Here is a 12,671-nt window from a genome sequence, read left to right on the forward strand (position 1 = left end):
CCCGCATGCCCCGTCTCTGCCAGACCGAAGGCCTCACCGAGGACCAGTCCGAGATCCTCAAGGCCGTGCGCCAGTTCGTGGACGAGCAGATCATCCCGGTGGCGCAGGAGCTCGAGCACGCCGACGAGTACCCCCAGGAGATCATCGACGGGCTCAAGGAGCTCGGTGTCTTCGGGCTGACGATCCCCGAGGAGTTCGGCGGGCTCGGTGAGTCGCTGCTGACCTACGCGCTGGTGGTCGAGGAGATCGCCCGTGGCTGGATGAGCGTGTCGGGAGTGATCAACACCCACTTCATCGTGGCCTACATGCTGATCCAGCACGGGACGGACGAGCAGAAGCAGAAGTACCTCCCTCGGATGGCGACCGGTGAGGTGCGCGGCGCGTTCTCGATGTCGGAGCCCGGCCTCGGGTCCGACGTCTCGGCGGTCTCGACCAAGGCGACCCGCGCGGACGACGGGTCGTACTCCATCACCGGCCAGAAGATGTGGCTGACCAACGGCGCCACCTCCACGCTCGTGGCGGTGCTGACGAAGACCGGCCAAGGAAATGAGCGCAGTGGTGCGGAGTCGGTCTACAAGTCGATGACGACCTTCCTGGTGGAGAAGGAGGCCGGCTTCGGGGAGACCGCTCAGGGCGTCACCGTGCCGGGCAAGATCGACAAGATGGGCTACAAGGGCGTCGAGACGACCGAGCTCATCCTCGAGGGCCACCGGATCGCCGCGGACCAGGTGCTCGGCGGCGAGCCGGGCAAGGGCTTCTTCCAGATGATGGACGGCGTCGAGGTCGGTCGCGTCAACGTCGCCGCCCGGGCGTGCGGCCTCGCCTGGCGCGGCTTCGAGCTCGGCATCGCCTACGCCCAGCAGCGCAAGACCTTCGGCAAGGCCATCGCCGAGCACCAGGCGGTGCTGTTCCGGCTCGCGGAGATGGCGACCAAGGTCGAGGTCGCGCACACCATGATGGTCAAGGCCGCCCGCCTCAAGGACACCGGCAAGCGGATGGACGTCGAGGCCGGGATGGCGAAGATGGTGGCGAGCGAGTACGCCAACGAGGTCGTGGAGGACTCCTTCCGCATCCACGGCGGCTACGGCTACTCCAAGGAGTACGAGATCGAGCGGCTGATGCGCGAGGTCAAGTTCATGCTGATCGGCGAGGGCACCTCCGACATCCAGAAGATGATCATCGGCCGGAGCCTCCTGAAGGACTACCAGCTGCGCTGAGCCGCTACGCGCCCGCGGCCTCCGCCTCCGCGTCGGCCGCGGCCAGAGCCTCGCTGGCGGCCTCGACCACCTCGGGGGAGAGGACGTGCTCGATCGCGAGGGCCGAGGCGCCCAGGACGGCCGCCTTGCCGCTGGCGCGCGAGGTGACGATGCGGAGGTGCTCGGTCGCGAGCGGCAGGGAGCGCTGGTAGACCGACTCGCGGATCCCGGCGAGCAGGTGCTCACCGGCCCCGGCGACCTGACCGCCGATCACCACGACCGACGGGTTGATGAGGTTGACCATCGTGGCGACGATCTCGCCGATGTCGCGACCGGCCTGGCGGACCACCGCCATCGCGGGTTGGCTGCCGGCGCGGACCAGCTCGACCACGTCGCCGCCGGTCTCGGCCTGCTCGCCCTGGGCACGCACGGCCGCGGCGAGGGCAGGCCCCGCGGCGACGGCCTCGAGGCAGCCCGAGTTGCCGCAGCGGCACGGCACGTCGTCGGCGCCGGGGACCCGGACGTGGCCCAGGTCGCCCGCGGTGCCCTGCGCGCCGCGCTGGAGGATCCCGCCGGACACGATCCCGGCGCCGATGCCCGTGGCGACCTTGATCAGCACCAGGTCGTCCACGTCGCGCAGGTGCTGGCGTCGTTCGCCGAGGGCCATGATGTTGACGTCGTTGTCGACCAGCACCGGCACGGGGTACTTCTCCTGCAGGTAGCCCGGCACGTCGAAGCGGTCCCAGCCGGGCATGATCGGCGGGTTGATCGGTCGCCCTGAGGAGTGCTCGACGGGGCCGGGCAGACCGATGCCGATGGCGGCGAGGTCGGTGATCGGTCGGTCGGTGCTCGCCACGAGGTCCGCGACCGACTCCACGACCCAGGCCAGCACGACCTCCGGGCCGTCGGCGACCGCGATGCGCGCGTCGACCTCCCCGAGGATCTGACCGTTGAGGTCGGTGAGCGCGGCGCTGGCGTGGGTCGCACCGATGTCGACGCCGACGACGAGCCTGGCGGTCGGGTTCAGCGCGAAGAGCGCCGGGGGACGCCCGCCGGTGGAGCGTGCACCGCCGAACGGCGCGACCAGTCCGAGCCGCATCAGGGTGTCGATGCGCGCCGTGATCGTGGAGCGTGCCAGGCCGGTCGCCTCGGCCAGCTGGGCACGAGTCCAGGGCCTTCCGTCACGGAGGAGATCGAAGAGCTCACCGGTGCGCACGGTCGGAGTCAAGCACATGCACGACTTTGCACGCTAGACCTGACACTTTTGATAGGTGCTCGACAAAAGCCGGTGACGCATGCCACAGTGGCTCCGTGCCTCCCGTGTCCCCTGCGTCCACCGACGGCGACCCCGTGCTCGTCGCCACCGGAATGACCAAGAGCTTCTTCGGCAACACCGTCCTGGCCGACCTCGACCTCAGCCTGCGCGCCGGCGAGGTCCACGGACTCGTGGGTGAGAACGGCGCCGGCAAGTCGACGCTGATGAAGATGCTCGCCGGGGTCCACGCGCCCGACAGCGGCACCGTCACCGTCGCCGGCGAGCAGGTCTCCTTCAGCCACCCCGTGCAGGCGCAGAGCGCCGGCGTCTCGACGGTCTTCCAGGAGTTCAACCTCCTGCTCGAGCGGACCATCGCCGAGAACATCTGGCTGGGGCGCGAGCCTCGGCGCTTCGGCCGCGTCGGGCCGGTGGACACTGCCCGCATGCGTCGCGACACCGACGAGCTGCTCGCCGGGCTCGGCGTCGCCGGTCTCAGGGCGGGCACGCTGGTGCGCCACCTCTCGGTCGCCGAGCAGCAGATCGTCGAGATCGCCAAGGCGGTCAGCTTCGACGCCAAGGTGATCCAGATGGACGAGCCGACCGCGGCGCTCGCCGACCACGAGGTCGAGCTGCTCTACTCGATCATCGAGCGGCTGACCGACCGCGGCGTCGCGATCCTCTACGTCTCGCACCGCCTCAAGGAGATCTTCCACCTCTGCCGGACCATCACGATCCTGAAGGACGGCCGGCACGTCGCGACCAGGCCGGCCGAGGAGCTCACCGAGGCCGAGCTGGTCCGGCTGATGGTCGGTCGCTCGCTCACGACCTACTTCCCGGACAAGCCCGTCGACGTGGAGGTGGGTGAGGTGCGCCTGGCCCTCTCCGGCGTCGGCAACGGCTACGTCGACGACATCACGCTGGAGGTGCGCGCCGGCGAGATCGTCGGGCTGGCCGGCCTCCAGGGCTCGGGTCGCACCGAGCTGCTCGAGACGGTCTTCGGGGTCCACCCGGTCGCTCGCGGATCGGTCAGCCTCGACGGCTCCCCGCTCAAGGTCACCAGCCCGCGCCAGGGCGTACGCGCTCGTCTCGCCTTCATCACCGAGGACCGCAAGGCCAAGGGCCTCGCCCTCAACCAGTCGATCCTCGACAACGCGCTCGGCGTGGTCCGCTCGGTCTTCCCGCGCCGCAGTGCGCAGGCGCGCCGCGACATGCCCGGGGTGCTCTCCAACCTGGACGTGGCCGCCGCCAGCCTGGGCCAGGAGGTCCAGTTCCTCTCCGGTGGCAACCAGCAGAAGGTCGTGCTCGCCCGCTGGCTGAGCATCGACCCGCTCGTGGTGCTGATGGACGAGCCCACCCGCGGCATCGACGTCGGCGCCAAGCACCGCGTCTACGAGCTGATGCGCGAGCTGACCCGCCAGGGTGTCGCCGTCTTGATGGTCTCCAGCGAGCTCCCCGAGGTGATCGGCATGTCCGACCGGATCCTGGTCATGCGCGACGGCACGCTCGCCGGCGAGCTGCCGTCCGGTGCGAGCGAGGAGGCCGTGCTGGCCATGGCCACCGGAGCAGCGAGCGAGGACGCAGCATGAGCGCCACCACCGACCACACGTCCCCGTCCGCCGCGGAGCCCCGCGAGCCGAGGGATTCCGTACGCCGTCGCCGCGCGGCGCGGCCCGCGGGTGCCGCCCGGCGACTCGACTCGACCGGCCTCATCTACCTCGTGCTCGTCGGCGTCATCGCGATCTCCGTGGTGCTGACCGGGATGGAGGGGCGCAACTTCTTCAGCCAGGGCAACATCTGGGCCGTCCTGACCGCGATGAGCGTGCTCGGGCTGATCGCGATCGGCCAGACCCTGGTCATCCTCGTCGGCAGCCTCGACCTGTCGGTGCCCTACGTCGTCAGCCTCGCGACGGTGATCGCGGCCGGTGGCATGAAGGGGCTCGACGCCAACATCGCCGCGGCGACGTTCAACGCCCTCGCGCTGTGCGCCCTGGTGGGACTGGTGATGGGGCTGCTGGTCAGCCTCCTCCACGTGCACGGCTTCATCGCCAGCCTCGGCATCGGCCTGGTCGTGAGCGGCTACCTCGGCACCAACTACCAGGGCAGCCACGGATCGGCCGCCCCCGGCCTGAGGCTGCTCGGTCGCAGCGGCATCGCGGGCGTGATCCCCACGGCGTTCGTCATCCTGCTGGTCAGCGCGCTCCTGGTCACGCTCCTGCTGCGCTACACGCGGCTCGGCCACCACCTCTACGCCATCGGCGGCAACCAGTCCGTCGCGCGCATGTCCGGCGTGCGCACCGCGCTGCCGGTCATCACCGCCCACGTGCTCTGCTCGGTCTTCGCCGGGATCGCCGCGCTGCTGCTGCTCTCCCGCACCGGCGTGGGCTCGCCCACCATCGGCTCGCAGGGCCGCTACGACCTGCTCTCCATCGCGGCCGTCGTCCTCGGCGGCACGCTGCTCGCCGGTGGCAAGGGCAGCGTCATCGGCACCATCGGCGGCGTCGCGATCTTCGCGGTCCTCGACAACGTCATGGGCGTGATGCAGGTCAACCCGTTCCTCAAGGACTTCGTCCGCGGCTTCGTCATCGTCCTGGCCGTGGCGGTCTACGCCCGCCGCAGCGTCGTACGCCGTCCGCCACGGTTCGGTGCCTCCAGACCCGTCCTGCCCGTCCCGTCATCGAAGGGGGACCCGGCATGAGCGCCGCCACCTCCACCCCGTCCGGCAGCGCCACCGCGGGGCGCACGCTCCCGCTCAGCGAGGGCTCGCTGCTCCAGCGGCTGCTCCGTGGCGCGATCACCCCGGGCGGCGCGGTGTTCATCCTGCTCGCCGTGCTGTTCGTCGCCGTCGTGTGGGTCAACCCCAGCTTCGGCGAGCCGCCGCAGCTGATCCGCTTCATCGGCCGCACCGCGCCGATCGCGATCGCCGCCATGGGCCAGTACTACGTGATCGTCTCCGGCGAGTTCGACCTCTCGATGGGCGCGGTCATCGCCACGCAGGTGGTCATCGCCGGCAACTACATCGGCCAGGACGAGAGCCGGGTGCTCCCCGCGCTGGCGCTGATGCTGCTCATCGGGGCCGCCGTCGGAGTGGTCAACGGCCTGGCGACCACGCTGCTGAGGGTTCCGAGCTTCATCGTCACGCTGGGCACGATGCTCGCCCTCGGCGGGCTGGTGCGCTACCTCACCGGTGGCGCCGCCACCGGCAACCCGGTCGACAGCTTCCGCCAGATCGGCCGTGGCGGCATCGAGGACGTGCCGGTGCTCGACGTGCTGCCCTACCCGGTGATCATCCTCGCGGTCGTCGCCGTGGCGTCGGTCCTGCTGATGCGCTCGCCCTTCGGCCGCACGCTCATCGCCGCCGGGGACAACCCCGACGCGGCCGGGCTCGCCGGCGCCCACGTGTGGTGGGTCAAGACGCGGGCCTTCATGCTCTCGTCGCTGTCCGCGACGGTCGCCGGGATCCTGCTCGTCGGCTACGCCGGCGTCCACCCGTCGGTCGGGTCGGGCTACGAGTTCCAGGCGATCACCGCCGTCGTGCTCGGCGGCGTGGTGCTGGGCGGAGGCCGCGGGTGGGTCCTCTCCGCGGCGGCCGGCGCCTTCGCCCTCGAGCTGCTCTTCTCGTTCCTCAACTTCCAGGAGGTGGAGTCCACCTGGCGACCCACCGTCCAGGGCCTGATCATCATCCTCGCCGTCGCGGCCGGCGCTCGCGCCTGGTCCTACGGCCGTCGACCTTCTCGGACTGCTGAATCCGCACCACCAGCAGCACCCGCTGCATCACCCACCCCTGCCCGCCCGGGCACTGAAACAGGAGAAAATTGATGCGCCGACAGATCCACCGCGCGCCGATCGCTGTGGCCACGGCCCTGCTGCTCGGGGTGTTCGCCACCGCGTGCAGCACCGAGGACCCGACGGACGGGGGCACCGGCTCGGACGAGACGACGGAGAGCTCGGAGTCGCCGGACGCCTCCGAGAGCCCCACCGAGGAGGTGGAGTGGTTCGACCAGGCGGTCTACGACGAGCAGTTCGACCAGCGCTCGGCCACCTTCGAGGGTGACTCCGAGACCCCGTACCTGCAGTACATCGACGGGGAGATGACCGACACCTCGGAGTTCAAGTCCGACGGCGCCAAGAAGGCCTGCTTCGCCAACGCCTCGATCTCCAACCCGTGGCGCCAGACCGGCTGGATCACCATGAACCAGCAGCTCAAGGCCCTCCAGGACGACGGCGTCATCTCCGAGATGGAGACCCGCGACGCCGGTGACGACGACAACACCCAGATCGCCGACATCGACTACTTCATCTCCGAGGGCAACTGCGACGCCTTCATCATCTCGCCGAACTCGACCGCCGCGATGACCGACGCGGTCGAGCGCGCCTGCGAGACCGGCAAGCCCGTCGTGGTCTTCGACCGCGGCGTGCAGACCGACTGCGCCACCTCGTTCATCCACCCGATCGGTGGCTTCGCGTGGGGTATCGACACCGCCGAGTTCCTCATCGACAACCTCGAGGAGGGTGACAAGGTCGTCGCGCTGCGCATCCTGCCCGGCGTCGACGTGCTCGAGCAGCGCTGGGCCGGTGCCGAGAAGCTCTTCGAGGAGAACGGCATCGAGGCGGTCGACTACTTCACCGGCGCCGACCCGACCGAGATCAAGAAGATCGTCACCGACGAGCTCGCCAAGGGCGACGTGCAGGGCATCTGGATGGACGCCGGTGACGGCGCCGTCGCCGCCATCGAGGCCTTCGAGGACGCCGGCGCGGACTACCCGGTCATGACCGGTGAGGACGAGATGACCTTCCTGCGCAAGTGGGAGGAGACCGGGCTGACCGGCCTGGCTCCGGTCTACTCGAACTTCCAGTGGCGCACCCCGCTCCTCGCGCTCGAGAAGATCTTCGCCGGCGAGGAGGTCCCGAAGGAGTGGGTCCTGCCGCAGACGCCGATCACCGAGGACGAGCGTGCCGACTTCCTCGAGGCCAACGACGGCATGCCCGACGGCCACTACGCCAAGTTCGGCGGCGAGGACCTGCCGGGCTACCCCGAGGTGTGGCAGGAGCGTCAGATCCCCTGATCGCTGATCTGAGCTGACGATGCATCCGTCGGTGGGCCGGGTCTGGGACCCGGCCCACCGACGACACTCACCTGTCGAGGAAGAAGGAACCACCTGCATGCGCGAGATCGGCGTCAACACCTGGGTCTGGACGTCCCCGCTCACCGACAGCGGCGTCGCCGACCTGCTACGCCGGATCGCGGGCATGGGGTTCGACGCCGTCGAGCTCCCGCTGGAGAAGGTCGGCGACCTCACCGTCGCGGTCGTCTCCGAGGCGCTGGCCGAGACCGGCCTGACGCCCTACGTCGTCGGGGCGATGGCGCCGGGCCGCGACCTGGTGGACGCTGACTGTGTGACCGACACCCAGGACTACCTCCGGGCCTGCATCGACCTCGCCGCCGGCATCGGCGCGCGCTCGGTGTGCGGCCCGTTCTACGCGTCCACCGGCCGCGTGTGGCGGATGGACGCAGCCCAACGTGAGGACGCCTACGCCGCGGTCCGCGACGGGCTCGCACCGGTCGTCGACCACGCGCTCGAGCACGGCGTGCAGTTGGGCATCGAGCCGCTGAACCGCTACGAGACGTCGTTGGTCAACACCGTCGACCAGGCGCTGACCGCCTTCGAGCCGCTGCTCGGCGACGGCCTCGGGCTCGCGCTGGACAGCTACCACCTCAACATCGAGGAGCGCTCGAGCGCCGAGGCGATCCGCACGGCGGGGAAGCACCTCGCGCACGTCCAGGTCTGCGGCAACGACCGCGGCGCTCCCGGCGGTGACCAGACCGACTGGCCGGCGCTCGTGGAGGCGCTCGACGACGTGGGCTACGACGGCCCCCTCAACATCGAGAGCTTCACCGCCGACAACGACACCATCGCCACCGCTGCCTCCATCTGGCGGCCGCTGGCACCCACGCAGGACGACCTGGCCCGCGACGGCCTGGCCTTCCTCCGCACGCTCGCGTGACCCGCGTGACCACCTCCCAGATCCGACGCACCACCCCACCGAGAAACCGCCAGTCAGGAGACACGACGTGAGCACCTCACCCAGCGCATCGGGCGCACCGGGCTCGTCAGGGGCACCGGGGGTCGCCGTCATCGGCTACGCCTTCATGGGCAAGGCCCACTCCCACGCGTGGCGCAACGTCGCTGCGCTGCGGCCCGGCGCACCCGGCGTACGCCAGCAGGTGCTGGTCGGGCGCGACACCGACGCGGTCGCCGCAGCCGCCGCCCAGTACGGCTGGGCCGAGTCGGCCAGCGACTGGCACGCCGTCCTGGAGCGCGACGACATCGACATCGTCGACGTCTGCGTCCCCGGCCACCTGCACGCCGAGGTGGCCATCGCCGCGCTCGAGGCGGGCAAGCACGTCATCGCGGAGAAGCCGCTGGCCAACTCGATGCCCGAGGCCGAGAAGATGGTCGCCACCGCCAAGGCCGCCCGCGAGCGAGGTGTGCACTCGATGGTCGGCTTCAACTACCGCCGGGTGCCCGCCCTGGCCCGGGCCCGTCAGCACATCGCGGACGGCCGCATCGGCGACGTGCGCCAGGTGCGGATCGCCTACCTCCAGGACTGGCTGGCCGACGAGGGCGCCCCGATGACGTGGCGGCTGCGACGCGAGCTCGCGGGCTCCGGCGCCCTCGGCGACCTGGCGTCCCACGCGGTCGACCAGGTCCGCTTCCTGCTCGGCCAGGAGGTCACCGGGGTGAACGCCCTCACCCAGACGTTCGTCCCGCAGCGCACCGGAGCCGACGGCGTCGAGGACGTGACGGTCGACGACGCCGCCTGGAGCACGATGCGCACGTCCGGTGGCGCGATGGTGAGCCTCGAGGTGTCCCGGATGGCGACCGCCCGGAAGAACGCGCTCGGCATCGAGGTCTACGGCAGCACCGGCGCGGTGCGCTTCGACCTCGAGACCCTCAACCACCTCGACGTCTGCCTCGACGGCGCCGACGGCTTCTCCCGCGTCATGGTCACCGAGCCGCAGGACCCCTATCTCGACGGCTGGTGGCCGCCGGGCCACGGGCTCGGCTGGGACGCGACGTTCGTCAACCAGGCCTCCGACTTCCTCACCGCGCTGGCCGCGGGGCAGGAGCCGACGCCGTCGTTCGAGGACGGTCTCGCCGTGCAGCGGGTGCTCGCCGCGATCGAGGCGAGCGCGGCCGAGGGCGGCTGTCACGTGACGGTGGAGTCCGTGGGGGAGGACGTCTGATGGCGCGACCGTTCACCCTGTTCACCGGCCAGTGGATCGACCTGACGCTCGACGAGGTCGCCGGCCTGGCTGCCGGCTGGGGCTACGACGGCCTGGAGGTCGCCGTGTCCGGGGAGCACCTCGACGCCGCGCGCTGGGACGACGCCGACTACGTCGCCGAGCGGCTCGGCATCCTGGAGAAGCACGGCCTCCAGCTGCACGCGATCTCCAACCACCTCACCGGCCAGGCGATCTGCGACGACCCGATCGACTTCCGCCACCAGGCGATCGTGCGCGAGAGCGTGTGGGGCGACGGCGACCCCGAGGGCGTGCGCCAGCGCGCGGCCGAGGAGATGAAGGACACCGCGCGCCTCGCCCAGAAACTGGGCGTGAAGACCGTGGTCGGCTTCACCGGCTCCTCGATCTGGCAGTACGTCGCGATGTTCCCGCCGGTCCCGGCCGAGCGGATCGAGGCCGGCTACCAGGACTTCGCCGACCGCTGGAACCCGATCCTCGACGTCTTCGACGAGTGCGGCGTGCGGTTCGCGCACGAGGTGCACCCCTCCGAGATCGCCTACGACTACTGGACCACCCGGCGCGCGCTCGACGCTGTCGACAACCGGCCCGCGTTCGGCATCAACTGGGACCCCAGCCACATGCTCTGGCAGGGCATCGACCCGGTCGCGTTCATCAGCGACTTCGCCGACCGGATCTACCACGTCGACTGCAAGGACACTCGCATGCGGATGGGCGGCGGCCGCAACGGCATCCTCTCCTCGCACCTGCCGTGGGACGACCCGCGTCGCGGGTGGACCTTCGTCTCGACCGGTCACGGCGACATCAACTGGGAGGACTGCTTCCGCACGCTCACCGCGATCGGCTACGACGGCCCGATCTCGGTCGAGTGGGAGGACGCCGGGATGGACCGGCTGCGCGGTGCGCCCGAGGCGCTCGCCCACCTGCGCGGGCTCGACTTCGACCCTCCCGCGCAGTCCTTCGACGCGGCGTTCAGCAAGCAGTCGGAGGGCTGAGGCGGCAGGCGCCCTAGACTCCGCGCCATGGAGGGTTTCCGGGCCAGGGACGCCGACCGCGAGCGACACGTGGGGCTGATCGAGGCGGCGTACGTCGACGGGCAGCTCGGCGACGCTGACCGCGAGCTGCGGGTGGGGCGAGCGCTGTCGGCCGAGACCCTCGACGAGCTCCAGACCCTGACGCGCGACCTGCAGCTCCCCGCCGGCTACGTCGCGCCGGTCGACCACCGGCCGGCATCGCGCTCGAGCCGCCGCACCTCCGTGCTGGTCGCGCTGGGAGTGGTGGTGGCGCTGATCGGACTCGTGGTCGCCGCGATGGTGGTGTCCCTGGCTCCGTCGGGTCCGGACGCGGACTCGTCGGGAGGCGTGGTCGACGTGGCCGAGGCCCCCTCGGCACCGCCTCCGTCTGCCGCGCCCGAGGTGCGGCCGTTCGAGATGACGGCGGCGGAGATCCGCCGGTTCGTGGATCAGTACGAGGCGAAGTTCGGCACGACGGACGCCTACGTCGCCTCGTTCTTCCCCGACCGGGTCAGCGTGGAGGTCCCGGTGCGCGGGTCGCGTCCGCGCTTCGAGCGCTGGACCTGGGACGGGGAGTGGCAGCGCACGTCCGGGCCCCAGGCGGTGGCGTCGTTCAACGCGATCTTCGACCTGGGACGGCTCGGCGCGAAGCGGCTCGTCGCCAACGTCGCGGTCGCGGAGAGGACACTCGGGGTCCAGCGGGGTGCCTTCGCCCACGCGACGGCGCGGGTGTGGGCCAGCGACGGGCCGACCGTCTTCATCCACGTCGGCAACGACTTCAAGGAGACCGGCTTCCTCGCCACCAACCTGTCCGGAAGCACGATCCGGAGCCGCTACCCCTACGGCTCGTGACACATCCCACGTGACCACGGACCCCTCGGTGGTCCCGGCTGCGGCACCATGTCGGGCATGAAGACCAACGCCGGCAACTTCTTCGAGGACTTCGCCGTCGGGCAGGTGATCGAGCACGCCACGCCGCGCACGGTCACCGAGGGCGACCGCGCGCTCTACGGCGCGATCTACCCGACGCGCTTCGCGGTGCCGTCCTCGGCCGAGTTCGCCGCCTCGGTCGGGCTCGACCCCCATCCGGTCGAGGAGCTCATCGGCTTCCACGTCGCCTTCGGCAAGACCGTTCCGGACGTGTCGCTCAACGCCGTCGCCAACCTCGGCTACGCCGAGTGCCGCTTCCACGTCCCCGTCGTGCCCGGCGACACCCTGCGCACGCGCTCGGAGGTCATCGGCCTCAAGCAGAACTCCCACGGCCGGACCGGCGTGGTCTGGGTGCGCTCGACGGCGACGAACCAGCGCGGCGAGGTCGCGATCGACTGGGCGCGCTGGGTGATGGTGCACAAGCGCGACGCCTCCGCGCCCGCGCCCGAGACGGTCGTGCCGGACCTGGCGGACGCGGTCGACGCGGCCGACCTCGTGGTGCCCGCCGGCCTCGACCTCTCGGCGTACGACGCCGCTGCCGCCGGGGAGCCGCACCGGTTCGACGACTACGAGGTGGGGGAGCGGATCGACCACGTCGACGGCGTGACCCTCACCGACGCCGAGCACATGATGGCGACCCGGCTGTGGCAGAACACGGCGAAGGTGCACTTCAACACCGAGGCCCGCCCCGACGGTCGCCGGCTCGTCTATGGCGGTCACGTCATCTCCCTGGCCCGCGCACTGTCCTTCAACGGCCTGGCGAACGCGCAGCTCGTCGCGGCCATCAACGCCGGCGCGCACGTGGCCCCGGCCTTCGCCGGCGACACGGTGCATGCCTGGTCAGAGGTGCTCGACCGCGCGGAGGTCGACGCGCCCGGCGTCGGCGCGCTCCGGCTGCGGCTGGTCGCGACCAGGGGCCGCGACGAGTCGATGACGCTGCGCGACGCCGAGGGCAGGTACGCCGACGGCGTGCTCCTCGACCTCGACCTCTGGGCGTTCGTGCCCCGCTGAGTCGT

General features: G+C 70.9%; 11 protein-coding genes. 10 read left to right on the forward strand and 1 reads right to left on the reverse strand.

Annotated features, from left to right (window positions below; genetic code table 11):
• Positions 1 to 5: 5 nt before the first annotated feature.
• Positions 6 to 1,217, forward strand: a complete 1,212-nt coding sequence (locus tag IEZ25_RS06875; RefSeq protein WP_191198642.1) for an acyl-CoA dehydrogenase family protein — start codon at positions 6 to 8, stop codon at positions 1,215 to 1,217.
• A gap of 4 nt (positions 1,218 to 1,221) precedes the next feature.
• Here IEZ25_RS06875 and IEZ25_RS06880 read toward each other — a convergent pair whose 3' ends face one another.
• On the reverse strand, positions 1,222 to 2,412 hold the full coding sequence (locus IEZ25_RS06880) for an ROK family transcriptional regulator (RefSeq protein WP_318152085.1): 1,191 nt from the start codon (positions 2,410 to 2,412) through the stop codon (positions 1,222 to 1,224).
• 95 nt (positions 2,413 to 2,507) lie between these two features.
• On the opposite strand from IEZ25_RS06880, the gene IEZ25_RS06885 reads away from it, so the two are divergent.
• The 9 genes from IEZ25_RS06885 (at position 2,508) to IEZ25_RS06925 (ending at position 12,666) form a co-directional block, all read left to right on the forward strand.
• Entirely contained in the window at positions 2,508 to 4,037 is a 1,530-nt protein-coding gene (locus IEZ25_RS06885; protein WP_318152086.1) for a sugar ABC transporter ATP-binding protein, read from the forward strand.
• Entirely contained in the window at positions 4,034 to 5,146 is a 1,113-nt protein-coding gene (locus IEZ25_RS06890; RefSeq protein ID WP_191198644.1) for an ABC transporter permease, read from the forward strand. Before IEZ25_RS06885 ends, IEZ25_RS06890 begins: the two co-directional genes overlap by 4 nt.
• Positions 5,143 to 6,267 carry an ABC transporter permease gene (locus tag IEZ25_RS06895; RefSeq protein ID WP_191198645.1) on the forward strand — a complete coding sequence of 375 codons (1,125 nt, stop codon included), beginning with the start codon at positions 5,143 to 5,145 and terminating at the stop codon, positions 6,265 to 6,267. The genes IEZ25_RS06890 and IEZ25_RS06895 overlap by 4 nt, the downstream gene beginning before the upstream one ends.
• Entirely contained in the window at positions 6,267 to 7,514 is a 1,248-nt protein-coding gene (locus IEZ25_RS06900) for a substrate-binding domain-containing protein (RefSeq protein WP_191198646.1), read from the forward strand. The genes IEZ25_RS06895 and IEZ25_RS06900 overlap by 1 nt, the downstream gene beginning before the upstream one ends.
• Before the next feature lie 97 nt (positions 7,515 to 7,611).
• Positions 7,612 to 8,454 carry a sugar phosphate isomerase/epimerase family protein gene (locus tag IEZ25_RS06905; protein WP_191198647.1) on the forward strand — a complete coding sequence of 281 codons (843 nt, stop codon included), beginning with the start codon at positions 7,612 to 7,614 and terminating at the stop codon, positions 8,452 to 8,454.
• A gap of 67 nt (positions 8,455 to 8,521) precedes the next feature.
• The gene (locus IEZ25_RS06910; protein WP_318152087.1) at positions 8,522 to 9,697 is read left to right on the forward strand and encodes a Gfo/Idh/MocA family protein; all 1,176 of its coding nucleotides are present in this window, start codon (positions 8,522 to 8,524) and stop codon (positions 9,695 to 9,697) included.
• Positions 9,697 to 10,707 carry a sugar phosphate isomerase/epimerase family protein gene (locus IEZ25_RS06915; protein WP_191198648.1) on the forward strand — a complete coding sequence of 337 codons (1,011 nt, stop codon included), beginning with the start codon at positions 9,697 to 9,699 and terminating at the stop codon, positions 10,705 to 10,707. Before IEZ25_RS06910 ends, IEZ25_RS06915 begins: the two co-directional genes overlap by 1 nt.
• Positions 10,708 to 10,734: 27 nt before the next feature.
• Complete coding sequence (locus IEZ25_RS06920) at positions 10,735 to 11,577, forward strand: DUF1707 SHOCT-like domain-containing protein (protein ID WP_191198649.1); 843 nt, start codon at positions 10,735 to 10,737, stop codon at positions 11,575 to 11,577.
• Between the two features lie 57 nt (positions 11,578 to 11,634).
• Positions 11,635 to 12,666: a MaoC family dehydratase gene (locus tag IEZ25_RS06925; RefSeq protein ID WP_191198650.1), complete on the forward strand. Its 1,032-nt coding sequence runs from the start codon at positions 11,635 to 11,637 to the stop codon at positions 12,664 to 12,666.
• Positions 12,667 to 12,671 lie beyond the last annotated feature (5 nt).

The organism is Nocardioides hwasunensis (assembly GCF_014779665.1).
Taxonomy (GTDB): domain Bacteria; phylum Actinomycetota; class Actinomycetes; order Propionibacteriales; family Nocardioidaceae; genus Nocardioides; species Nocardioides hwasunensis.